General features: G+C 60.8%; 21 protein-coding genes and 2 pseudogenes. 13 read left to right on the top strand and 10 right to left on the bottom strand.

The genetic code is table 11. The annotated features are described in order from the left end of the window. Positions 1-430, bottom strand: a 430-nt coding sequence (locus AYJ54_RS41325; RefSeq protein WP_245329274.1) for a sugar transferase, incomplete at its 3' end; no start/stop codon positions are given. 582 nt (positions 431-1,012) lie between these two features. Between AYJ54_RS41325 and AYJ54_RS41320 the strand changes: the two genes are divergently transcribed. From AYJ54_RS41320 to AYJ54_RS41310, 3 genes are read left to right on the top strand one after another with little or no spacing between them, the layout of a single operon-like run. Then, the gene (locus AYJ54_RS41320; protein WP_063708222.1) at positions 1,013-2,449 is read left to right on the top strand and encodes an O-antigen ligase family protein; all 1,437 of its coding nucleotides are present in this window, start codon (positions 1,013-1,015) and stop codon (positions 2,447-2,449) included. Continuing rightward, on the top strand, positions 2,446-3,570 hold the full coding sequence (locus AYJ54_RS41315; protein ID WP_063708221.1) for a glycosyltransferase family 4 protein: 1,125 nt from the start codon (positions 2,446-2,448) through the stop codon (positions 3,568-3,570). Before AYJ54_RS41320 ends, AYJ54_RS41315 begins: the two co-directional genes overlap by 4 nt. Then, entirely contained in the window at positions 3,567-5,090 is a 1,524-nt protein-coding gene (locus tag AYJ54_RS41310; RefSeq protein ID WP_063708220.1) for a lipopolysaccharide biosynthesis protein, read from the top strand. The genes AYJ54_RS41315 and AYJ54_RS41310 overlap by 4 nt, the downstream gene beginning before the upstream one ends. On the opposite strand, the gene AYJ54_RS41305 is transcribed toward AYJ54_RS41310, so the two are convergent. Next, on the bottom strand, positions 5,087-5,515 hold the full coding sequence (locus AYJ54_RS41305; RefSeq protein ID WP_063708219.1) for a hypothetical protein: 429 nt from the start codon (positions 5,513-5,515) through the stop codon (positions 5,087-5,089). The two genes, AYJ54_RS41310 and AYJ54_RS41305, sit on opposite strands and share 4 nt — an antisense overlap. Before the next feature lie 101 nt (positions 5,516-5,616). Then, positions 5,617-5,889, bottom strand: a complete 273-nt coding sequence (locus AYJ54_RS41300) for a hypothetical protein (protein WP_063708218.1) — start codon at positions 5,887-5,889, stop codon at positions 5,617-5,619. Between the two features lie 337 nt (positions 5,890-6,226). Between AYJ54_RS41300 and AYJ54_RS41295 the strand changes: the two genes are divergently transcribed. Then, positions 6,227-6,550, top strand: a complete 324-nt coding sequence (locus AYJ54_RS41295; protein ID WP_063708217.1) for a hypothetical protein — start codon at positions 6,227-6,229, stop codon at positions 6,548-6,550. A 22-nt stretch (positions 6,551-6,572) separates the two neighbouring features. Here the strand turns inward: AYJ54_RS41295 and AYJ54_RS41290 are convergent, their stop codons facing one another. The 4 genes and pseudogenes from AYJ54_RS41290 to AYJ54_RS48455 form a co-directional block, all read right to left on the bottom strand. Further along, positions 6,573-6,821 carry a hypothetical protein gene (locus AYJ54_RS41290; RefSeq protein WP_063708216.1) on the bottom strand — a complete coding sequence of 83 codons (249 nt, stop codon included), beginning with the start codon at positions 6,819-6,821 and terminating at the stop codon, positions 6,573-6,575. A gap of 381 nt (positions 6,822-7,202) precedes the next feature. Further along, positions 7,203-7,463, bottom strand: a pseudogene (locus AYJ54_RS41285) (IS110 family transposase); the annotation flags it as partial. Between the two features lie 193 nt (positions 7,464-7,656). Next, positions 7,657-10,389 carry an AMP-binding protein gene (locus AYJ54_RS41280; protein WP_136624297.1) on the bottom strand — a complete coding sequence of 911 codons (2,733 nt, stop codon included), beginning with the start codon at positions 10,387-10,389 and terminating at the stop codon, positions 7,657-7,659. Positions 10,390-10,864: 475 nt separating this feature from the next. Beyond that, on the bottom strand, positions 10,865-11,719 hold the full coding sequence (locus AYJ54_RS48455; protein WP_161491945.1) for a class I SAM-dependent methyltransferase: 855 nt from the start codon (positions 11,717-11,719) through the stop codon (positions 10,865-10,867). 451 nt (positions 11,720-12,170) lie between these two features. Between AYJ54_RS48455 and AYJ54_RS50975 the strand changes: the two genes are divergently transcribed. From AYJ54_RS50975 to AYJ54_RS53185, 4 genes are all read left to right on the top strand, one after another. After that, positions 12,171-12,344 carry a hypothetical protein gene (locus tag AYJ54_RS50975; protein ID WP_161491944.1) on the top strand — a complete coding sequence of 58 codons (174 nt, stop codon included), beginning with the start codon at positions 12,171-12,173 and terminating at the stop codon, positions 12,342-12,344. 164 nt (positions 12,345-12,508) lie between these two features. Next, a complete protein-coding gene (locus AYJ54_RS41270; protein ID WP_136624291.1) occupies positions 12,509-13,981 on the top strand; it encodes a coiled-coil domain-containing protein in 1,473 nt (490 codons plus the stop codon). Positions 13,982-14,656: 675 nt separating this feature from the next. Beyond that, positions 14,657-14,890: a hypothetical protein gene (locus AYJ54_RS53190; protein ID WP_245329273.1), complete on the top strand. Its 234-nt coding sequence runs from the start codon at positions 14,657-14,659 to the stop codon at positions 14,888-14,890. A 206-nt stretch (positions 14,891-15,096) separates the two neighbouring features. Further along, positions 15,097-15,363, top strand: a complete 267-nt coding sequence (locus tag AYJ54_RS53185) for a hypothetical protein (protein ID WP_245329272.1) — start codon at positions 15,097-15,099, stop codon at positions 15,361-15,363. A gap of 31 nt (positions 15,364-15,394) precedes the next feature. Here AYJ54_RS53185 and AYJ54_RS41260 read toward each other — a convergent pair whose 3' ends face one another. Then, entirely contained in the window at positions 15,395-15,925 is a 531-nt protein-coding gene (locus AYJ54_RS41260) for a cytochrome b (protein ID WP_063708212.1), read from the bottom strand. Positions 15,926-16,245: 320 nt separating this feature from the next. On the opposite strand from AYJ54_RS41260, the pseudogene AYJ54_RS48450 reads away from it, so the two are divergent. Next, positions 16,246-16,600: pseudogene (locus AYJ54_RS48450) on the top strand (carboxymuconolactone decarboxylase family protein). A 286-nt stretch (positions 16,601-16,886) separates the two neighbouring features. Here the strand turns inward: AYJ54_RS48450 and AYJ54_RS41250 are convergent. Further along, the gene (locus AYJ54_RS41250) at positions 16,887-18,716 is read right to left on the bottom strand and encodes a PHA/PHB synthase family protein (protein WP_063708210.1); all 1,830 of its coding nucleotides are present in this window, start codon (positions 18,714-18,716) and stop codon (positions 16,887-16,889) included. Here AYJ54_RS41250 and AYJ54_RS53620 point away from each other — a divergent pair. Beyond that, on the top strand, positions 18,715-19,503 hold the full coding sequence (locus tag AYJ54_RS53620) for a cation-transporting P-type ATPase (RefSeq protein WP_283808765.1): 789 nt from the start codon (positions 18,715-18,717) through the stop codon (positions 19,501-19,503). The two genes, AYJ54_RS41250 and AYJ54_RS53620, sit on opposite strands and share 2 nt — an antisense overlap. Before the next feature lie 794 nt (positions 19,504-20,297). Here AYJ54_RS53620 and phbB read toward each other — a convergent pair. After that, on the bottom strand, positions 20,298-21,023 hold the full coding sequence (gene phbB / locus AYJ54_RS41235) for an acetoacetyl-CoA reductase (RefSeq protein ID WP_063708207.1): 726 nt from the start codon (positions 21,021-21,023) through the stop codon (positions 20,298-20,300). A gap of 142 nt (positions 21,024-21,165) precedes the next feature. On the opposite strand from phbB, the gene AYJ54_RS41230 reads away from it, so the two are divergent. From AYJ54_RS41230 to AYJ54_RS53180, 3 genes are all read left to right on the top strand, one after another. Beyond that, the gene (locus AYJ54_RS41230; RefSeq protein WP_245329271.1) at positions 21,166-21,981 is read left to right on the top strand and encodes a universal stress protein; all 816 of its coding nucleotides are present in this window, start codon (positions 21,166-21,168) and stop codon (positions 21,979-21,981) included. After that, positions 21,981-22,331 (top strand): c-type cytochrome, encoded by a 351-nt coding sequence (locus AYJ54_RS41225; protein ID WP_063708205.1) that lies wholly within the window; start codon positions 21,981-21,983, stop codon positions 22,329-22,331. Before AYJ54_RS41230 ends, AYJ54_RS41225 begins: the two co-directional genes overlap by 1 nt. 318 nt (positions 22,332-22,649) lie before the next feature. Beyond that, a complete protein-coding gene (locus tag AYJ54_RS53180) occupies positions 22,650-22,874 on the top strand; it encodes a hypothetical protein (RefSeq protein ID WP_245329270.1) in 225 nt (74 codons plus the stop codon). Positions 22,875-23,014 lie beyond the last annotated feature (140 nt).

Below are 23,014 nucleotides of genomic sequence, written 5' to 3'. Positions count from 1 at the left end.
GCACCTGGCAAATTCCGGTGATTCCGGGCTTCACAATGTGACGTTTGTGGTGCCAGTCCCGGAAGTATTCGAGTTCATAAGGGATCGCCGGCCGCGGACCGACGATGCTCATTTCGCCCCGCAACACGTTGAGGAGTTGCGGCAGCTCGTCGAGGCTGGTTCTCCGCAGCAACCGCCCCACGCGCGTCACGCGAGGATCGTCTGTCAGCTTGTATGGGGCATCGGGGTCGTCCGAGAGGGGTTCCTTAGCCCAAACCCGCCGGATCGCCTCGCGATGGACGTTTTCGTCGGCCTTGTGGCGGAGCGTCCGGAATTTGAAGCAGTTGAACGGCTTCTCGTCTCGCCCGATCCGGCGTTGGCGAAAGACCGCGGGTCCGGGGCTGTCGAGACGGATTGCTATCCACACCACCGTGAAGACGGGGGCCAGCACCACGATCGCGAGAACGCTGATCGCGACGTCGAGCGCCCGTTTGCCGAATTCCCGACTAGAGACCGGCAAGCTCCTTGGAGCTCTGTGCCAAGCTGTGCCTCCCGATTCTTTGCTCCGGCAAAATCCGCGTCGACCTTTTTGCTACGATCAGCTCAGTGGAAGAAGGCCCTCATCGTGCGTTCAGTCGAGATAACCGATTTGGGCGCGCGCTGCTGAACGACACGGATTATGACCTACGCTCCTCTGGGGTACACAGGTGGGAGTACCCGCGCTTGCGCGGGGTACCCACGAGCTTCGCTCACGATTCCTGTTGGAATATTTGGCGCAGTCGTGGGTGGATTGACCGCGATGATCGGGGCGTTATGCTTGGCTTCGCTCCTAAGCCGGGGACGTTCGGTTTTCCCGGCTGGCGCTGGCGCTTATTGGCTTATGTCGCCCGTGATTGCACTTGCGGCCTATCGGGGCTCCGGGTTCGGCACAGCGCGCGATCATCAATTCGGGCGAAGTGAGCACATACCTGCAGGACAGTTTTGCCAAGCCGAAACCAGTCGGCATAGACCTGGGATGTCGGTAAACCAACCAATGTCAACGAATTCGACGCTCGACTATGCCTCTCAATTGAGGGTTAAAGTTCTAGCTCTAATATTCCTTGGCATTTCCGCCGCGCTGATCGGTTGCGTGATAGCATTTCTCGACGAGCTTGCCTGGGCTCTTCTTTATTGCTCCTTTGTGTTCGCACTGATTATTTTTGCTAACTACCGGAACGGCATTTGGCTGCTCACATTGCTGTTGCCATTCGCCTCGACCCAGCTCGTTCCACGTGAACTGTTCGGGGTAATCGGATTGAACCCGTTCAATATCTTGTTTGTGCTGACGCTCTTGTCGTTGTTCGCGGCTTCCGCATTCAGGCGAGAGGACATTCGATTCGTCAGTTTGCCAACCACATTCTGGGTTTATGTCGCCGTGATGGGGGTTGGCGCGTATGTGGGTGCCGGTTCGGTCGAAGGCGCAAGAGTCCTTCCTCACTCTGAACCCTTGACAAAAACCACATATCTGCTTGACGCTTTTTTCAAGCCATTGATGATCCTTGCCGTGGCGTGGCTGGCGGCGGTTCTTTCCCGAAACGGCAATGGACGCTCGGTAATCTGGGCTCTAACAGCCGCTTATGTTGCCTTTTTCCTCGTGATTGCCGGTTATCTGGTTATCAATGGCACCAGCCTGCAGGGCCTGGCGGCTGGCGACAGAGAATTTCTAGATTGGACCGGATTGCATGCCAATGATGTGGGCGAGCTGGCCAACATTGGGCTCGCGATCCTCCTCTTCACCGCACTAGCCACCTCTGCACCTTGGTCGCGAGCAATGCTACTGGCATGCGCCGGCGCTGCCGCAACGATGGCCGCGTTGACTTTCTCGCGCGCCGCTTTCGTGGGGATTGGCATCATATTGGGCTATTTCGTGTGGAAACAGCGAAGCATGGGGCGGTTCTTGCTTGTGCTGTCTGCAATCGCGACAGTTGCATTGCTATTGCCCGACGCGTTCTTTGAACGGGCATCGACCGGCTTGGCAACCGGGGACGAACAGGCGATTACCGCTGGTCGGCTCGACGAAATCTGGCGCCCATTGATAGGTACTTTTTGGGAGGCGCCCATCATTGGTCATGGCCTCTATTCGACGCTGTGGGCGACCCCGAACCTCCGTGGTGCCATGCTCCCAGTCGGCCAAGCCCATAGTGCTTATCTGGACGTCGCCCTTGACCTGGGGATACTGGGTATCGTGGTTGTGGCGGCTTTCTTCTGGTCTGTCTGGGCAATGTTTAGGGATTTATCCAAGCAGCACATCGATCCGCAATGGCGCGGTGTTTTTGAAGGCTGCATCGTTTGCCTGTTGTTCCTTGCAGTTCAGGGATTCACGAATGACCGATTCACGCCGACTGCCCCGCAGACTGCCCTATGGCTGTGTTACGGGCTCGCCCTCGGCCAGGCCCAGTCAACGCGTTCCATCACGAGACCGCAGCCATGAAGGTGTGTTTCGTCGGTTTCGAAAACCTTCCGGTCCTTGCCCGCGAATACAACCACCATGGCAATGGCGGGGCGCAGTTACAACAGACGTTGCTCGCGAAAGCACTCGTTGCTCGCGGATACCAGGTTTCCACGGTCGTCGGGGATTACGGTCAGCCAGACGCAGCAGCCTGGCACGGCGTCACGACCTACAAGGCGTATCGTCCGGATGCGGGTCTTCCGGTACTTCGTTTTGTTTATCCCCGTTGGACCGCAACGTGGGCGGCGTTGATGCGGGCCGATGCCGACGTTTACTACACGAGTTGTGCGGGCATGCAAGTCGGCTTGGTCGCGATGTTCTGCCGCCGGCATGGACGTGGCTTCATACACCGGTTGGCACACGACACCGATGCCGATCCTAAACGACTGCTCATTCGCTATACGCGAGACAAACAACTGTACAAATATGGATTGAGACACGCTCATACTGTCCTTTGCCAGCACGCGGGCCAGCAACGCGCGCTCATGGAAAATTACGAGGTGACGAGCGTGGTCGCAGACCCGCTGGTGGATTCCCCGGGTCGGCAGCTGGATCGTGATAAGCGCGACTTGGAAATTCTTTGGGTCAGCAACCTGAGTGCCTTCAAGCGACCCGAACTCGCCATCGAGTTGGCGCGTCACATGCCTTCCCGGCATATTCACATGGTCGGTGGTCCACAACCGGGTTTTTCCGATCTGTACAGCAAGATCGAGGCTGCCGCGAAGAGACTGCCGAACCTGACGTTTTGCGGTCGCGTGGCTTATCACGACGTAGGTGACCTGTATGACCGCGCCAAGGTCTTCGTCAATACCTCCGACACGGAGGGTTTTCCCAATACCTTTCTTCAGTCCTGGAGTCGCGGCGTTCCGGTAATATCATTTTTTGATCCTGATGGACTTATCAGTCGCGAAGGCCTGGGTGTCTCGCTCCGGTCCATCGATGAGATGGCTTGCGTTGCGGAGCGCTTGATTGCCGATGAAACGGAATGGCAAAAGGTGTCCGCGCGATGCAGGAGCTATATGGACCGGAAGCATGGCGATGACGTGGTGCTGAAGCCCTACGTCGCAGCAATCGAGGAAGTGGTTCGCCGAAGGAAAAAATGACGCGCGTCGAGCAGACCGTCACAGCTGCTGAAGGAGGCCGCACACAGGAGGCGCGCGGGCGCGGCATGAGATCGGGGATTCGCCGCAAGGCAGGATTTCTCGCGGCTGCAGGGCTGCTCGAGTATACTCTGCAGTTGGGGGTGCCTGTCATCCTGGTCCGCTACCTGACCACGCAGGAGTTTGGGGACTACCGCCTGATGTGGCTGGTCGCCCAAACGGGGTTGATCCTCTTTCCCCTGTTCCTGCCGCAGTCCCTATTCTATTTCCTGCCGCGCGCCGCTCCCGGAACCCGCCCAAAGCTCGTGGGCAATACGTTCGCAGGTCTCTTTGCTCTTGGGGGGCTCTCGATTCTGCTTTTAGAGCTGATGCCCATCTTGCCGAGTTCGATTGGAGGCCTGCAGCGTCACTCGCCCCTCATTCAGATTTTCGTCGGCACCTGGATATTGGCGTCGATTCTTGATGTCTTGCCGACGGCGGACGGAAAGGCGGAGTGGGGGGCCTGCGCAACGATCGGGTTTGCGATAGTCAGAGCAGCGGCATTGGCAGGTGCGGCAGTCGCATCTGGCGATGTCGGGTGGCTTCTGGTGGTGATGTGCGGCCTGGCCATACTGAAGGTCGGGCTAGCGGTCTTCTATGCCCTGTTTGCCGCGCAGGAACGGGGTCTCGGATTCGACGGCCAGTTGGTCCGCGCGCAATTAAAGTATTCGCTGCCCTTTGCGATGGCCGGCGGTTTTTTCGCCTTGCGCGCGCAGGCCGATCAATGGGTCGTGGCAGCGAACTTTTCGAGCTCGGCCTTTGCACTCATCTCGATTGCGTCAGTGGTCAAGCTCCTCGGAAACTTGACCCGAACGCCTCTGGGTTATGCGCTTCTGCCCAATTTCAGTTCCCTGGTGGGCGATGGCAACGTTGATGGCGCCCGCAAGCTGGTATCGAAAGCGTATCTGCTGCTGGGATGCGTGCTGCCGCCACTCTACGGGTTGCTGATAGCGACCGCGGACGACCTTGTGGAACTGATCTATACACGCCAGTATCTCGGGGCAGTGCCGCTCATGCAAATTTATGCATTGGGAGAGATCGCAACTGTTTTCGGGGCCGGCCACCTGCTTTGGGCGCTTGGACTCGGCCGACAGGCCGCGACGATCGGCGCGATATCGCTTTTGCTGTCAATTGCCTTGAGCATCCTTGGTCTCCAGTTATTCGGCCTCGCCGGTGCGGTGGCAGGAAGCATCGGCAGTCTCGTTCTTTGGGAATGGTGGTCGTTGACCAAAGCCGCCAAGGCGCTCGGAACCGGCATCGCTAAATTGATACCGATGGATCAGACCTTGAAAGTCGCCTTTGTGGTCGCGGTCGGTGTGCTCGTCGCTCACATCGTCTCCTCCGAGCTAGACACATCCGTTTTTCTGCGACTCGTGGCGAAGTCTTCGGCTTATATGACGACCGTGCTGCTTGGGTTCGTGCTCACAAAGGTCCATTACTCAGTGATATCTCTCGTTCGCGGTGCGAGTGAAGAAGCGCCTTAGCAACGCTTGAAAATGCTGGCGCAGGACACGAACTCAGCCGCCTGGTCGACCTGGATCGTCTTCGGTAGGCCGACTTCTCGTAACCCTCCGGGGAGGCTTTCAATTACCCATAAGTTGGACCACTCGCTGATCGGCGAAATCTTGAGTCGCTTGGCGTGAGGCCGCATCCTGCTCCGGATGAATCGGACGTTGTCGATGATGTCATCGACGCCGTAGTCGATCTTCGCGAAGTCCTCCGCGAAGCGGCTCAGTTGGCCCACAGTCAGATCGTAACTGCCGTTGTAGATCCGACCGTCGATATAGTCCTGCCAATTGTTCGGGTCGGTGATGTCCTTGTAATTCTGGCCGAGCGCGATCCTCAGCTTCCTGGTTCGATGCTCATAGACGCCGAAATTAAAGTCGGCGAGAAGGGAAATTACGACCACATCATATTTGCTGTCGAGCGCCCCACAGGTCTTTGTCGATCTTGACGGTGGCCACAGCCGCCCGAAGGATACGCTCTCTCACAATGCTCTTCGCGCTCATCTCACTTCTCCCTGGCTGCCAGAATCCGGCCGATTAATGCAGACAACTTGAGCGCGGCACGTTCGAGGCGCGCCACCTCGTCCAGCAGCGCGGCGACGATCTGGTCTTCGACCTCGTCGGTGACGGAACGGCTGCCGTCGGCGATCTTCTGCAGTAACGCCGGCGAAAGACCCGCGGCCCTCGCGAGCGGTGACTGCCAGCGCGTTTCGCCGTAAGCCAGCTTGCCGGCGGCGACAATCCGCTTGGCGCGGGCGCTGAGCTTGGCCTCGGCCATCACGCGAGCTCCATCAGGGCTGCGTCGTCGGCCGGCGCCAGCGTCGGCAGCGGCTTCGCTGGCTTCGGCGTGACGAATAATATCGTTGCTCTCGGACGCCACGCATCCTGACCCCGCACCGCCAATCCGGCGGCGGCATAGCGCTCGTGAACCTTGGCGCAGTCGCGGCAGAACCAGCTGTACTGGCGCTTACACGGGTCTGGCCAGCGCTTACACACTGGTATGCCATCACGCACGATCCACTCGGTCGCACGGGTCGATGTCCCGATTGGCGTCGATGCATGGCCGGATCCAATGGCGCTTCATCTGCGCGCAGACGTAGGTATACGCCGGCACGGTGATCGATGCCAAACATGGCGACGTACTCATCGACGGCCGAGAGGCGGCCGCGGCCAGCAGCGATCTCGGCGATCGCATAGGCGCGCCACACGAGCGCTCCGCAGACGTCCGAGAGCGCAATCCGGAATCTACCATCGATCTCTGCCGGCCAAGCAGAGATGATGCCGGCGAGCACCGGTGGGCTGCCCTCGCGTTTCACTCGCCCGAGCGCGCCACCTCTGCGCGGATCCTCGCCGTGCGCCGCGAGAGCAGCCACGATGGCATCCCGGACGGCCTGGGTGACCGTATGGACGATCATTTGACTACCTCCTCTACTCTGTGACGGGCTTGGTCAGTGCCGGCCATCAGGCGGCATTTAGCGGGCGCTTGCGACGCAGCGCGTCGACGCCGCCCACGGCCCCGATGTCGCGCGTGATCGCGGACATCCGCCGGTCATCCATTCCGCCCGTCGAGAGTACCTCGAACCAGCCGCAGGGCCGTCCGGCGTCGATGGTGTTAACGTGCTGGCCACCGTGGCGCCGCGCGATGGCATCGGCCTTCGCGAGCAGGTGGCCCGCCGGAAACCGAGAAATGCTTTTTGTACATTCTATCATTCTATGCTGCCTCCTGACGGGCCTCGTCAGCGCCGGCATCACCGGTCAGACCATCGGCGCCCCCGGCGCCCAGGTTTCTGCCTCACTCGCGGGTTGGACGCTTCATCAGCGGAAGGCGCGGCAGTCCACTGCGTGGCGGGAGTACCGGTGCCGGTTTCGCCGGCCTTGGGTGCAGGATCGTCGGCGCCGGCCGCGGGAGCGGCTGCAGCGGAGCCGTTATGAGCCCGCGACCTTCTTCGTCGAACTCGGCGGCCTCCTCCAGCTTCGCGGAGCGTTCAGCCCCTCACGCAAGGCATACTCGCCTGGACGCAACCGCTAACGCGTCTAAGCCGCGCGATAGTGTCGAACCGGGCATTCTTCCGTTCGAAGCCTGGCAAGTTCGCGGATCTGATTGATGATACCGGTACGCTGACTGACCAAGCGCTCGCGGACGCGGTGCAGGGCTTGTAGGTCAAGTTGGTCGGCAGTCTTGGTCGCAACGAACTTCTTGGTCGGGCGTTGCACCGCCTCGGCGATCGCCTCTGCGTCGCGGAAATCATTCTTCTGTCCCTTTGAATACGGCCGCACGTATCGCGCTTCGACCTGGCCACGCGACTGTTTCTGTCGCGGCACGATCGCACCACGGTGATCGTGTCCTACGACTTACCGATCAGGTTCTCGTCGTTCGGTGGCCCCCAACTCCGCCTATGCCAACGTCTGTGTGTCGATGACCAAATTAGGGTCTCTCCGCCCACCCGAATTTCAGAAAGTGCCAGCTTTGTCGTTTCAAAAATCGGGGCTAAAGGCCCCGGTCGTTGTTCGATGGCATGCGCCGACAATTGGCTGCCCGCTCGGGCTAGGCGCGCCCTTCCACAACCCCTGATTCCCAGCCAGGCGTCAGCAGACGTGTGCGGCTCAATGACGAAGGTGCGCCGTCAGCCAGAACGTCAATCCTGTGCTGCAGATGATCAACCAGCAGTTCCGCACCAATGGTCAGGCAGTCACGATGTCCGCCAAGCACCTCGATCACTTCGAGTTGGGAGCTGCGGCGCCACGCCCGACCGTCGTGGTCGGCCGCGTAAAAGGCGACGGGCACCTCGAGCGGAGCCGGAAGATATTGCGCCATTGCGATTGAATAAGCGTCCCATAACGCCGGCGGAGTCTCATTGTTGGGATCGGACGAACCGTTGAACAGCTCGGCGATCCGCTCGGGGAAGTGCTTCAGCCGCTTAGCCTTCACGCTCGTTGGCGCATTGAAGAACGTCTTCAGCCGGACCATCGGCGTTGGCGCCTTGAAGAACGCCTCCAGCCGGGCCATCAGTTCATAGGTCCAGCGCAGACAGTAAGGCGAAACGATGGGCTTCATCGACCAGAGGATCGTCCGCGACACCGGACGGGCACTTACGGTCGACGGGTCGACCATCGCAACCAGGTCAACCCTGTGGCCTGCTGCCGTCAGCAGGCGGGCGGCTTCGAACGCCACCATGGCGCCGTTGCATTTGCCGCCCAGGAGGAACGGGCCGCTCGCCTGCCTTTCCAGGATAAGCGGCAGGCGGTCGGCGGCCATCTCCTCGATCGACGGCGGAACCGGCTCGCCACGAAGACCATGGGGATTGATCGAGATGATCGGGTAATCCAAGAGCTCCGCCAACCGCCGCACGCAGCCGTGGCCGGCGACGAGATCTCCATTGAAAAAGTACAGCGGAGGTCGATCGTCGTAGGGGTGGAATTGGAAGAACTGCGTCGCCGGCGCGCCCGCCTGCATGGCGATCCTTGGGGCAAATTGCCGGATGGTTTCCGCCCCGAACAGGATCGTTTCCGGCACGGGGTGGCCGACGAGCCTTTCGACCTCGATGAGCATGTCCATCGCCAGAAGGGAGTCACCGCCGCTGGCAAAAAAATCATCGTCGATCGTCACGGCCTCGGACCTGAGCAGCCTCCGCCACAGGGTCAGCAGTTCAGATTCCAGATCCAAAGGCCCTTTGCTCACATCGTGCGCGGGCATCGCCCCCTGACGACCCGACAGCCTGTCGAACGACTCGCGCAGCCGTCGCCGCTGAACCTTTCCCGTCGCGCCCTTTGGCAGCCGGTCGACGATCAGAATGCGGTGCGGAATCTTGAACGAGGCCAGCTCGCCTTGCAGGAACTGGCGCAGCTCCGCGGGGCTCGCCTGCGCGCCAGGACGGAGAACAATGGCAGCGGCGACATCCTCGCCGAGGCGTGGATGGGGGATCGCGAAAGCGGCGGCCTCGGCAATGGCGGGATGACGCAGCAGCGCGGATTCGATCTCGGCGGGCGCAATCTTCTCACCGCCGCGGTTGATCAGCTCGCTGAGGCGGCCGTGCAGGGACAGAAAGCCGTCTCTGTCGAAGCTGCCGATATCGCCCGTGCGAAACCACCCCTCGATGAACGCAGCCTGATTGAGCTCCGGCGCATCGAGATAGCCAGACATGACGGTGGGGCCGCGAACCAAGATCTCACCCCGCTCGCCGGCCGGCAACGGAAGTCCATCCTCGCCAACAATGGCCACGGTATCAGGCCAGGCTTGCCCGCAAGTCCCTGGCCTGTTCGGGCCGGGCGGCGGCTGGTTGGCGGCGATCTGCGCGGCTTCGCTGGAACCGTAGTGCTCCAGCACCGGCACGCCCAAAATGCGCTGCAGGCCGTCGTGCACCTGCCTCGGGAGCGGCGCGCCGCCCGATACAACGAACCGCAGAGTGTGCGCCGCCTGCGCATTCTCAAGTCCTTTGGCCTTGTCCAGCACGGCAGTATGAAGTGTGGGACCCGCCGAGTACCAGGTCGGCCGCAGCACATCGAGCCACTCATCCAGCGCCACGATGGCGCTGTTCGCCGGGACAGCAATGCTGCCGCCCGTCAGGAGCGGTGTGAAGACTGTCACTTTGAGCCCATGGGAATAGTAAGGGGGCGACACGCTCAGGCAACGGTCCCAGGGCGTGAGGCCGAACCAGGCCTGAAGCCGTGCGGCCGCCGCCAGCATATTGCCATGACTGAACGGAATGAGCTTTGGCTGCGCGGTCGTGCCCGACGTCTGCAGAATGAAGGCGGGCGAGCCCGGATCAGGCTCAGCTTCGATCGCAGGGGAGTCGGAGACCTGCACGGCGATATTGAGTCCAAGCTGACCGTCTCCGACCGGAGCGGCTTCGATGATGGCAAGCCTTCTCCGCTCAGCGGCCTGGCGAGCTTCAGAGGCACTGCCTTGCGGCACGAGAAGAGCGTTCAGGCGCAGCATGTCGAGACGCTGATCGATCTCCGCCGGGGACAACCGTGGATCAAGAGGAACCGCGATGCTGCAGCAGGCTACTGCCACGATGGCGAGAACCGCCTCCGGGCCGTTCGGCATGAGCACCCCGATCCGGGCGGTGCAATCGAATCCAGCCAAACGCAGCTGCCGGCGGATGTCGTCCAGCTGGCGCTGAAGACCGTGGTACGTCAGAGGCGCAAACGTGGCGGAGACGATCGCAGGCCGGTGTGGGAAGCAACTGGCAGTCCGACGGATAACTTGGCCCAGCGAGAATCGGGTAGCGGGCTCTCTGCCGTCGCAGGCGGACGAGGCTCCCTCGGAGCAGATCACGCGAGCCGGCTTCTCGTTCTCAAGGAGCAAATTCCTCTCCCTGAACTTGGTACCCCCGGTGGGGTCACACCATCACACCGTCATCACCCCTGCTGTGTGCTGAGACGGCATGAAGCCACTGCAATCGCACAGGGAGCAAGAGTTAAGGCGGTTAAGCGGGATATATTGACCCGCTTTCCCATTGACTGGGCAACGGGAAGTGATGAGTACCTCGGAATGGTCAGGCGCGCTGACTGTGCGAAGGCCGTTCCGCAGCCCGCATCAGCGCCAAGGACGCGTAAAGCCCGCCTCAGTGGCGGCCTCTTTCATCTCAAGCCGACGGTCTTATGTCCGCCTTTAGGCCCTTAGCCGATGATGGCACTGACCATCGGCACGTCGGCTCACTGGGGTAGACCGGACACCCTCGCGGCACAATCCAATCGACGCAGATGACCCGGAGCGAACAAGGAAGCTAACGAACTAGATGTCACCGCAGCTAATTTCCGGGCATGGCCGACCGCTCCTTTAGAACGATACCGAACATTCCCTTTTTGTTGAATCGTCTCGTATCGGGACGCAAGGGTTCAGCTTCGCAAACCAACGAATGATTGATGGGAAAGGACTGCACGAAGCTAAAGAAGCCACGGTTCACGTCGATGTCGTCAACGACGATCGCGCCGCCTGGCCGCAAAACTGGCCACGCATGATCGAGTTCAAAGCGAACGTTACGCTCGCTGTGCAGACTGTCATGAATGAAAAGGTCAATCTGTCCAAGCTGCGTCAGCAAGCTGGGCAGGCGTCGCCTGCTTGAGCCAAGGATGTATGACCACCGATCCCGAAATCTGTGGCCCACTGCAACTCCAATTTGCGGTCTCCATTCGGGCTCCATTGGCGGTCGATCAATGCTCCACAGATGACCATTCCCATTTCTTTCAAGGGCCTCAAGAATGAAGCGCGACGTGACCCCATGAGCAACGCCAGTCTCAACAACATTCCTCGGCTTTAAATGGCGGACTAAACACCAAATAGCGCGCACAAAACCAGCATCGCCGTCGTTCCAGCCCTTGAAGCTCGCCGGACCGGGTCGAATTCCTCGTTCCTGCATTTCGGCGACGACAACGCCCCATAGTTCCCAGAACTCCGAAACCATTTCATCCGACGATGAGAGTTCAATCAGAGAGTTCAGCCGGAATTCCCAATCGTTGTCAGGCTTATACAGGTCCGGTGGCGTGTGGCCCTCCCGGTGCGCGGCATATTGTTCGCGAAAGCGTAGCCACGCCTCGATCGGATCAGCCGCGATCGCGCTCAAGGACGAAATTGGTCGCGAGATATACGGGCGAAGATCAAGCAAAGCGTCCTCCTTAAATTCTTGAGGCGCCACAGCAAGATGATGAATCTCATTATACTTGGCGTGGCTCCTCTGACAATAAGAGTCGCTTCGCTGAGGTCCGCTTCTGGGCCCATCCGCGAAGTGGCGGCACATCTCGTCGAGGTCCGATTAGCGGTGGGAAGCGGACTAGATTTGCTCACGTTGAGTTCCTCGCATTTTGACCCGATGCAGAAGTCCGCGCGTCTCCGATCGCTGTTGCGCGCTGGTCGACCGTACAATGTCGATGAAGAGGACGGTTGCAAGAACACGGTCTGCCTCTAACACGGGACGTTCGCCCGTCAGGAACTCCTGGACCGCCATCGGTGTTGCCGATCCAATCAATGCTAGTTCCGGACGATGCGCTCCCGCTTATCGAGGTTCGCTACGGGCGCCCTGCTCCGATGACAAGGCTCAATGCTTTCTCGAACTGAGATTGGGTGGGTTCGGCGCAGGCGATCGCCGGGACCGCCAAGGCGACAATAACGTCCGCTGCGTCATCTCAGGTAGCATCACCAGTGTGCTGCCCGACCGCGCCCGCGCCATCGACTCCGAGCAGGTCAAGGGCGTCTTCTCGCCGATCGCGATCTGCGAATATGCAGAGATCTGAGTGTTGCGCCACCCGGCGTTGTGGCCATGACCGGCCAACCGCTCAACGACGCCCTCTTTATCGCCGGCAGCTTATCCCAAAGGGTTAGCCGAGGTCGTCTTTGCGAGGATTAGGCTTCGCGAGTCGGCGAGGTGTCGCGACTTATCAAGATTGGCCATATCGCCATGCGGCGGAAGTGGAAGGGGGCTGCGTTGGGAAGTAGGACGCTGTGGGTCGTTGCAGCCGTCCTCGCGGCGACGTGGAATCTCGGCATTCTGGTGGCCCTGTCCCTCCAAGAGGAGCCCGACCGGACCACGCGGGCGAGGACAGTTGACGAGGCCAGCCCGGCAAAACAGCCGGGAGGCGCAAGTTTTGCGGAGTTGCAAAAATCCCTGCAGCAGGAACGTGACCGGGCGAGCAAGCTGGAGCAGGACCTCGCCGCAGCGCGGCGCGATGTCGAGACGCAGACCGCGCTCGTGGCCAAGGCGGGCGCCGAAGCAACCCAACTGAAGAAGACTGCGGATGCTGGCTCGGCGGATTTGCAAAAATCGCTCCAGCAGGAGCGCGACCGGGCGAGCAAGCTGGAGCAGGACCTCGCCGCAGCGCGGCGCGATGTCGAGACGCAGACCGCGCTCGTGGCCAGGGCAGGCGCCGAAGCAACCCAACTGAAGAAGACTGCGGATGCTGGCTCGGCGGATTTGCAAAAATCGCTCCAGCAGGAGCGCGACCGGGCGAGCAAGCTGGAGCAGGACCTCGCCGCAGCGCGGCGCGATGTCGAGACGCAGACCGCGCTCGTGGCCAGGGCGGGCGAGGAAGCCGCGCAGCTGAAGCAGGTGGCGGAAAAAGGCTCCGCAGAGCAGCGGCAATCGCTCCAGCAGGAGCACGACAAGGCCGAGGCTCTGGCACAGGAGCTCTCGATGGCGCGAAGCAAGATATACGCCTATGAGGCTCAGGCGCGTCAGGCCAGCGATCAGGCGGCAGAGCTCAAGGAGGTAGCGGAACGCGGCACGGATTTGCAAGAGTCTCTGGAGCAGGAACGCGACCGGGCGGAGGCGCTGGCGCGGGAGCTTTCGGCGACACGGAGCAATGTCGAGACGCAAACGGCCCTAGCAACCGAGGCGAACGCCGAAGCCAGCCGGCTCAAGCAGGTCGCTGAGAGCGGTTCGGCGGAACTGCGCCAATCGCTGCAACGGGAGCGTGACAAGGTGGCTCAGCTGGAGCGCGATCTTGCCTTGGCGCGGAGCAAGGAGGATGTGGTCGCGCCGTCCATCGCGGCCACCGATCGGATCAACACGCAAAGCGAGGTCGCGACGGCAAAGCCGATAGCTGCCGAGCAGGCCGCCGTCGCAGATGCGCGACCCGACCCGCAGTCAAACCCTGAGGATGCTGCGGAAGTCGCGAGGTTGCTGGCGCGCGCGAATGTGCTGCTTGGGCGTGGTGACATCGTTTCAGCGCGAACCGTGCTTCAGCGCGCCGCCGAAATGGGCGATGCCCTGGCAAGCTTCACGCTTGCGGAAACCTATGACCCGCTCAATCTTTCCAAATGGGGAACCTATGGTACGCGCGGCGATGCAAAGAGGGCGCTTGATCTCTACACCAGGGCTCTGGCCGGCGAAATCAAGGAAGCGAAGCAGCGGTCCGATGCGCTGCGTCGATAGCGCTACCCGACGCGCGGCAGCGCGAGTGCGTCGTAGAACGTAGGTGACCGGACCTGCCATCACGGCCCGTGGCGACAGATATTCCATTTCCTATCGCGCCAATGGCGGCCGTGGTGACTCGGTGGCGATTTTTTGACAAACAAAAAGCCGCCCCGAAGGGCGGCTTTCCGAACTAATGCTGATCGATCAGCATCTCACTTGGTTGCGGGGAGGCGCAACCACCGATACCGACATTCGGTTCAAGTCGCGATCTGACCGTGGGCGGCCCCTGCGTCCCGAACGCAGTGAATATCTTCTAAGTTATTGATATTTCTTGTTGTGGCGGTCGCTCCCGTCCCGTTTTGTTCGCGGTCGTTTCACCCAATTCATTGCAATTTCGTTGCGGCATTCCGAGAACGAGAACGAGAGCTGCCGGAGATTCTTAGCCCCCTATAGAGGCGCGGATCAGGACGAGTCGCAGTCGACCGAAGCCGTACTTTTCCAAATGCCCAGTTTCCAAACGAGCCGCCGAAACCGACCGCAAGATCTTGAATTTCGGCATCAGCGTTTGGCTGGAGCAATCTTCGAATGGCGGAATCAAAATCAGTTTGATTATTCAACGATTTCAAGCCGCGTTTGGAAGAAAAGCGCAGAATTGCGCCTTAGCAATATCAATAGCTTGGCAGTTGTTTCCAAATGAAGGCAGCCTGGCGCGAGATATGTCCCGGCAAAAGCGAGGTCTGCGTATTCAGGCTCCGTGCTCGGCTGTGGCGGCGCTCGTCGCTCTCGATCGGACTGATGCGGGCCGGCTACCTCGGCGCGCTTGCCGCCTGGAGCGGGTTCACGCTGCCTTCGGCTACGATCCTTGTCCTCTTTGCCTACGGTGCCGGCGCGCTGAGCGGACCGGTCGGCGCGGGCCTGCTGGACTGAAGCTGACCGCGGTTGCAGGCGGTCTGTGGCATGGCGTGCAACCTCTGTCCCGACCGCGAGCGTGCGTCGATCGCCGTCATGGCGGTGCTCATTATCCTCTTCAGCACGGCGTCAGTCGCCCAGATCGGAGCGATCGTCCTCGGCGGTCTCGTCGGTCTCTGTGCCGCAGCGAGGCGCCGGCGCGGTCCGGACGCGTCGAGATGCCGGTGTCGCAGACCGTGGGTCTGATCACCCTCGAGATGTTTTTCGCCTTACTGGCTGGGCTTCCCGCGCTGCGCGGCATGACCGGATCCACGGGCGTCGCCCTGTTCGATGCCTTCTACTGCTCCGGCGCGCTCGTCTTCGGCGGCGGCCATGGCGCTCGTCTGAACCAGGGCCTGGATACGCCGACTTTCAGCTGTCCCGTTAGAGCGATCTTCAGTGGAATTGCCGAGGCCACTCATGCGGCTGGCTCGGCACGCTGTGAAGACTGACGGTCTATTTCACCGGCGCAGCACTGGCGCCTCAGCGAGGTAACATGCGCGCCATGACGCGATCTCGATGATACAGCAGGTGAACAAGAGCGGCGGCTACGTGTACGCCGACCAAAACCAACAGAAACCATTCGGCAGCCTGGTGCAGACCGTCGATCGCTTTGCCGGCTGTCGGATTGTTGGAGAAGAGCATCGGAAACGGAAACAAGTAGAAGAAGGAGATCGGCCATCCACGGAATGAAGCGAACAGCCAACCGGTGACGGTCGTCAGCAGCACCATCAAGTACAGCATCCAGTGCACGACCTCGGAGGTCAGCCTCTGCCACGCCGGCAACGAGCTCTCGGGTGCGACCGGATGAGTGGAGCGCCACGCGAAACGAAGCACGATCAGGATCAGCAAGACCAATCCGATCGATACGTGGAAGGTCATTCCCACACCGGGCTGCATGCCGCGATGGATATCCGGCATGAGCCAACCGATAGGATACTGGACGAGCAGAAGCGCGACGATGGTCCAGTGAAGGAGCTTCGCGGTGGTTCCATAGTACAGTCGAGGCGGCATCGATGTTTTGCTCGTTCAAGGTTGAAAGGCGCGGCCGACGCGTTGGCCATGGGGCTGATAGACCCCTCGTAGTGGCCGGTTCCAAGCTAGACTAATTCGGGTGCGCAGAAGAGGCCGTAGAGCGTTTCGAGAGCCGCCCGCGCAGCTCGAATGTCATAATATATCATCAGTCTCTCGCGCCGCGTCTTGATCAGGCTCAATGCGGGCATCTTGCCGAGATGCTGGGATCACACGGCCCGAAGACAGGCGCGCGATGTCGGCGAGTTCTCCAACCGACTTTTTCGCCATCCAGCATGTTGCAGAGTCGTAGAGAGCAAGTCATGGACAAGCACTATCCGGACATCACTCGGCAAATCTCCTCAAATCTGCGCAAGCTGCGCAGCGACATCCCCGACACGATGAAAGGATTTGCCGCGCTCGCGCAGGCTGCCACGCGGGACGGCGCGCTCAACAAAAAGACCAAGGAACTGATTGCGCTCGCGCTCGGCGTCGCCGCGCACTGCGACGGTTGCATCGGGTTCCACACCGAAGCGCTCGTCAAGCTCGGGGGCGACGCGCCAGGAGATCGAGGAGGCGCTCGGCATGGCCTTGTACATGGGTGGCGGGCCATCGCTGATGTACGCCGCCGATGCAATCGCGGCTTACGAACAGTTCGCGGCGCATCCCGCATCGTGACCTGGCGTTTTCCGGCTCCTTCCTGGCCGCTCGCGATCAGACGCACAGCAGAAAGGGCATCCTCCAATTGCGCTACTATTTCATCGCGAGTGACGCCACCGTCCAATGAATTACCCCCTTCGCGATGCGCGCAAACGCGGCATCGAATGCCTCAACTGCGGCGGCCGGCTCGACCTTGTCGAGCTTCTCGCTACTCTCAATGAGACGCGATGTGATCACCTTGCTTGCCCGTGTGAGGGAAGGCAAGCTCGTTGGCGCAGCCGTGTTGCGTCCGTGACGGCAGCGTCTACTGCTCGAGCACGTAAGTGCCCGGCGCGTCGCCCAAAGGCGCGCTTTTGTCTGCCGCGCCTACCGGCACGGAGGCTGGAACAGGTTGACCGGAATGCGCGGCGAGAAATCGCGTCCACTCAGTCCACCATGATCCTTCGTGAGACGGTGCGCGCTTGATCCATTCGTCCGGGCCGAGATAGGGATCATGGGCCTTCTTGGCGAGCACCTGGTAGCTGTGCCCCTCCTCGGCTGGCGGCGCGACAATGCCGGCATTATGTCCGCCACTCGTCAGGACATAGGTGATGTCTGCATCGGCAAGGAAATTGATCTTGTATGTCGATTTCCAGGGCGCGACATGGTCGCGTAACGTGCCGACGACAAACATCGGCATGTGCAGATCCGAGAGAGCGACCGGCCTGTCGTCGACCTGATATCGCCCCTCGGCGAGATCATTGTTGAGGAACAGCCGCCGCAGATAGTCGGAATGCATTTGATACGGCATGCGCGTGGCATCGGCGTTCCACGACATCAGCTCACTCGGCGCGGCGCGCTCTCCGACCAGATAGTCTCGCACGACGCGCGACCAAAGCATGTCGTTGGTACGCAACATCTGAAAGGCTCCAGCCATTTGAGCCGTTCCGAGCAAGCCTTGCCGCCACATCATGTCCTCCAGAAACGCGACCTGGCTTTCGTTAATGAACAAGGTAAGCTCGCCGGCTTCCGTGAAATCGGTCTGCGCCGCGAGCAGTGTCATTGTTCGCAGGCAGTCGGGCCGCTCGCGAACCAGCCTGGCCGCCGCGATCGACAACAGCGTGCCGCCGAGGCAATAGCCCGCGGCGTGGATGGCCTGTCCAGGCCGACGCGAGCTGATGGCGGCGATGGCTGCATCCACTCCGAGCTCGCGGTAATCTTCGAGGCTAAAATTGCGATACTCGGACGTTGGGTTCTTCCATGAAATCATGAAGACAGTGAAGCCGTTTCCGACCAGAAAGCGGACGAGAGAATTGCGCGGCGACAGGTCGAGAATGTAGTACTTCATGATCCAGGCCGGCACGATCAGAACGGGTTCCGGCCGCACGGTCGGCGTCGTCGGAGAATATTGGATGAGCTCAATCAATTCGTTGCGAAAGACGACTTTGCCGGGTGTGATGGCCACATCCTTGCCAACAACGAACTTCTGATCGCTCCTGAGCGCTGCACCGGCGAGCAGAGCCTGGCAATCCTCGATCCAGTTGTGCAGGCCATAGACGAAATTGCCGCCGCCGGTCTCCATGATCTTGCGCAGAACCTCAGGATTGCTGATGGCGAAATTCGTCGGAGCCACGGTGTCCAGACATTGGCGCAGCGCGAAGTCGGCGATTGCTGCGTTCGAATGCGCCAATCCGTGAATGCCGGTCGTCGTCGAATGCCACCATTGTTCGGTCAGCAGGAAGGCCTGGGCCAGGAGATTGAAGGAGGGTAGCTCCCAATCCGGGCCCGTGAAGCGCCGGTCGTTCTCGGGCGGCCTGATCACGGACCACGGCTGGAACGTTGCGCGCCTCGGCACCATGGCGTCGACAAAGTCAATTGCGTTCTGGATCGCCCGACCGGCAAGACTGGCCTGCTTTCCGGGCGAGGCTAGAAGATGCAACTGCCAATCGGCAAAAGCCAGGGCCAGGGCTGCTGGCGAGACACCTCCGGTAAAGCGCGCGAGCGCCGCGTGGAAGGCTCGATCGATGGCATCGACGGCGGTATCAGAGCCCGACGGCTGCACTGGGGCCGGTCTCTCACTGATCGGGCGCTCCACGGGGACCTGATCAGAATTGGAAGCTATGGGAATGCGGCCGACGGATGCTGGAGGCGACATGGTGAACTCCTTGGGCACCCACAACCTATCCATGTTGTCAAAGACCGAATTGAGCTGCATCAACCCGAAGATTGAGCTGCCGCTTACCTTCGCCCGGCCTAAAGTGACCAACAGACCGGCGAGCCCTTCGATGATCGAGCAGTCTAGCGCAGCCAAGGGTTTGGCTGCTGCCGAGTTCTGGCAAACGCCAAAGGACGTCCTCTACTGCGCGCTCGGCTCCGGTCCGGACGGCCTATCGCAAGCCGAAGCGGACCAGCGCCTGGTGATCTTCGGAGCGAACCGCGCTGACGCCTCTCAAAGCCGGTCGGTCCTGCGCAAGCTCGGTCAACGCCTTTGGAACCCGTTGATTGCGATGCTACTGGCGGCGGCGCTCGTGTCCGGGGTGAGCGGCGATGTTGGCAGCTTTGCGATCATCGCAACCGTGCTGTCCCTGTCCCTCACGCTGGATATCGTTCAGGAGCATCGCGCCGAGCTGACAGCCGAGGCGTTACGAGACTCGGTCGCCATTCAGGCCGACGCCGTCCGGGATCGCAAGGATGTTACAATACCGGTAACGGCGCACGTTCCCGGAGACGTCGTGAAGCTTCGTATCGGCGATCTGATACCTGCCGATGGCATCGTCCTTGACTCCCGGGAATTGCAGGTCAATGAGGCCTTGATGACGGGGGGCCGTTTCCGGCCTTCAAGACGGGTGCCTCCTGCTCCGCGGCTTTGCCAGCGGAAGCGACGAATGCCCTGTTCGCCGGAACCAGTGCGGTGGGCGGAAGCGGCAAGATGTTGGTCGTGAGGACTGGAGGTCAGACGCGCTTTGGCGCGATCGCTGCTGCACTGGCGGCCAATGCCCCGCCAACGGCCCTCCAACAGGGTGTACGGAAGCTCGGGCTGCTGATCCTTCGGCTTACGCTGTTTCTTACTCTCTTTGTCCTGATGTCTCATCTCGTCGCGCAACGCCCCGCAATAGAGTCCTTCCTGTTTGCGGTCGCGCTCGCTGTCGGCCTGACACCCGAGCTGCTGCCCATGGTGATGACGGTGACGCTCGCCCGCGGCGCACTGCCGCATGGCGGACCGAAAAGTCATCGTCAAGCGACTTTCCGCGATCCACGATCTGGGTGCGATGGACACGCTTTGCGTCGACAGGACCGGCACGCTGACGGAAGCCAAAATCACGCTCAAGGCGCATGTCGACCCGCAGGGGCGACCTAGCGATCGCGTCCTGAGCCTCGCATACCTCAACAGCGCCTTCCAGGCCGGGGTCAGAAGTCCCCTCGACGATGCGATACTCTCAGCGAGGGGCGACATCTCGCCGGATGCCATGGCGCGCAAACCGCCCTCACATCATCCTGATCGCGACGTCCCTCGGCGCCCTCATCGTCGGCGTAGGGCTTGCGCTTGGCCCATGGGGACGACTATTCGGCTTTACCGCGCCTTCTGCGGCAATGTTGGCGACGATAATCGCTATCGCGGCCGCTTACCTCATCTCGGCGGAGATTGCCAAGCGCCTTGCGGTTTCAAGTTCGTAAGGCCTCGAGTGAGTGGCTCGGGCGAGTCGGGAGCGTTGACGGTCGGTGACCGGACCCACGCTCAAATCATGTACTGGCCGCCATTGATCGACAGCGTCGATCCGGTGATGAAACCCGCCTCTTCTGCCGCCAAGAACACCACAGCACGCGCAATCTCTTCGGGCCGGCCGAGACGGCCGACAGGAATGTGCGGCAAAATGCTCCTCTCCAGAACGTCCTGCGGCACGGCGTCCAACATCTCGGTATGGATATAGCCGGGGCAGATGGCATTGACCGTGATTCCGAGGCGCGCCGTTTCCAGCGCCAGCGCCTTGGTGAATCCTAGCTCGCCGGCTTTGGCCGCGGAGTAGTTGGTCTGGCCGAACTGGCCTTTTTGTCCGTTGATCGATGAGATGTTGATGATCCGGCCATATCTTCGTGCGCGCATGCCGTCGATCACCTGTCGACACATGTTGAACACGCCATCGAGATTGATGCGGATTACGGCATCCCACTGCGGCCGGGTCATCTTGTGAAGCGTCGAATCGCGAACGATGCCGGCATTGTTGACCAGGATGTCGATCGGCCCGAGCGAGGCCTCAATGGTTCTCACCCCGGCGGCACAAGCATCGAAATCGCCGATGTCCCATTGATAGGATGAGATGCTCGTTCGGCTCGCGAAGGCTTTGGCCGCCTCGGTGTTTCCTGCGTAGGTTGCCGCGACCAGGTAACCCGCGCTCTGGAGCGCTTGAGATACGGCGGCACCAATGCCTCTGGTCCCGCCAGTCACCAATGCCACCCGCGCCATGTCAAAAGCTCCCACCTCGTTGGCGAAATGATATCCGGCGCGCCCGCTGCCGCTTTGACGTGCGTCAAGGTACTCAGTGGCGACATGTGCTGCTCTAGTATTGAGATCGGAGCGGGAGGCATGCATGTTCAGAGATCTACTGGTGCACATCCCTACGGAGCGATCGCCGCGGCCCGCCATCGACGCTTCCGTTTCCCTGGCGATGACCGCCGGCGCGCACCTGGATGCGGTTGCGACAGGATATGTGTCGGCGAACGTGCCGTTTGTTGCAGAAGGCGGCGCGGCTATCGCATCGTCTCTGCAATTCGAGTACGAACGTGCGCTGGAAAGGGCTGACGCGGCAGTGCGCATTTTCGAGGTCGAGGCGAAGAACGCTCGAATCAACTACGGAAAATACGCACTGAGCGGATCTATCGCCGAGATAATTTCGAGGGTTGGTGCGGCGGCGCGCCTCTATGATCTGACGATCGTGTCGCAAGGCGACCCAGATGGCGATACGTTCGACAACCAGCTTCCGAAGGAGCTCCTCTTGCAGGCGGGTGGACCGTTGCTGTTCATTCCCTATACTTTCCGGGGCGCGTTCAAGGCGTCGCGCGTCGGCATCTGCTGGGACGGAAGTCGTCTCGCCGCTCGCGCCGTGCGGGACGCGATACCATTCCTCACCGAAGCGGACGCCCTGACGAACATCACCCTCAACGCATCCGAAGTGCCCGCCGACGCATCGCCCGAACGGCTCGTAAAACACCTCGCTCGCAAGGGCCTGCCGGCGAAGACGATCTCGCTTCAGTCCGACCGTGACAATCTGCAGTCGAGCATCCTGTCGATCGCTGCGGATGAAGGCCTCGACCTCCTGGTTATGGGTGGCTACGGACATTCTCGGTTTCAGGAAACGGTGTTCGGCGGCGTCACGCGGGAGATGTTCCGCAGTATGACTGTTCCCGTTCTGATGTCCCACTGATGGAGCGGGATGTGAGGACACTTCTCCGAACTGAACGCACCCGGGCAGGCGCCATCCTCGCTGCGGCGTTGCTTCTCTCCTCAGGCCCAACCGCAGCTTCGAGCGTCGAACAGGGACGGCGTCTTGCACTGCTGTATTGCGCAAAGTGCCACTCGACCGACAAGGTCAGCCCCAGCCCTCTCAAGATCGCCCCTCCGTTCAGGACGTTACACGAACGATATCCGATTGAGATGTTGCAGGAATCCTTGGCCGAAGGCATCGTCACTGGGCATCCGGCGATGCCGGAATTTCGTTTCGATTCCGACCAAGTCGGCGATTTCATGGCGTTCCTGAAGACGTTGGAGCAATGAGGGCTCGTGGCGCAGCTCGAGCGAAAGAGGCCGTGATGACTCTCGAGAACAGCCAGATGACTCTACGGAATTCGTGCGTGGCTCTTGCGATCTTGTCGAGCGCGGGCTCATCCGCTATTGCCCAATCCGACTTCCAACCCTCTCCGACCGTCAGACAGTATGCGCCTCGTCTGGTCGAGATCATGAGCGCGGCGCAGGCTCCAGCATCTGAAATTGTGGTTCGCGGGCAGGTCGAAGAACTGGGAGCTGGCCACATACGAATTGCGCCAGTTGACGGATAGTCTTGCCCAAGCTGCCGTATTCTACCCGGGCATTCCCGTGAGCAACGTGACCACGATGGAAGAACCGCTGCTCTCAATAGCGGACGCGATCGAAACGAGGGACCGCCGCAGGTTCGCCGCTTCCATGCGTGGGCTGACGGACGGCTGTAATGCCTGCCACACCTCGCTGGAGCGCGGCTTTATAGCGATAGGACTACCGACCGATCAGCAGCCGCCCGCCAATCAGATATTCGCTCCAATGGGAAACGCTCAGAAGAAATGACGCAGCCGTTGCGTGCTTAGGTCCGGCACGCCTAACATCCGCTACTCCGCCAAGTGATGGCGACATTTCCGAAGATTGCGGAAGGGCCGGGCACTTGCATCGCACAGTACTCAGACGCTGGTGATCGGAACGCCTAGCAA

It is taken from the genome of Bradyrhizobium centrolobii (genome assembly GCF_001641635.1).
GTDB classification, from domain to species: domain Bacteria; phylum Pseudomonadota; class Alphaproteobacteria; order Rhizobiales; family Xanthobacteraceae; genus Bradyrhizobium; species Bradyrhizobium centrolobii.
Note: the sequence above shows the minus strand (reverse complement) of the source record. Positions and strands in the feature narration are given on the sequence as shown.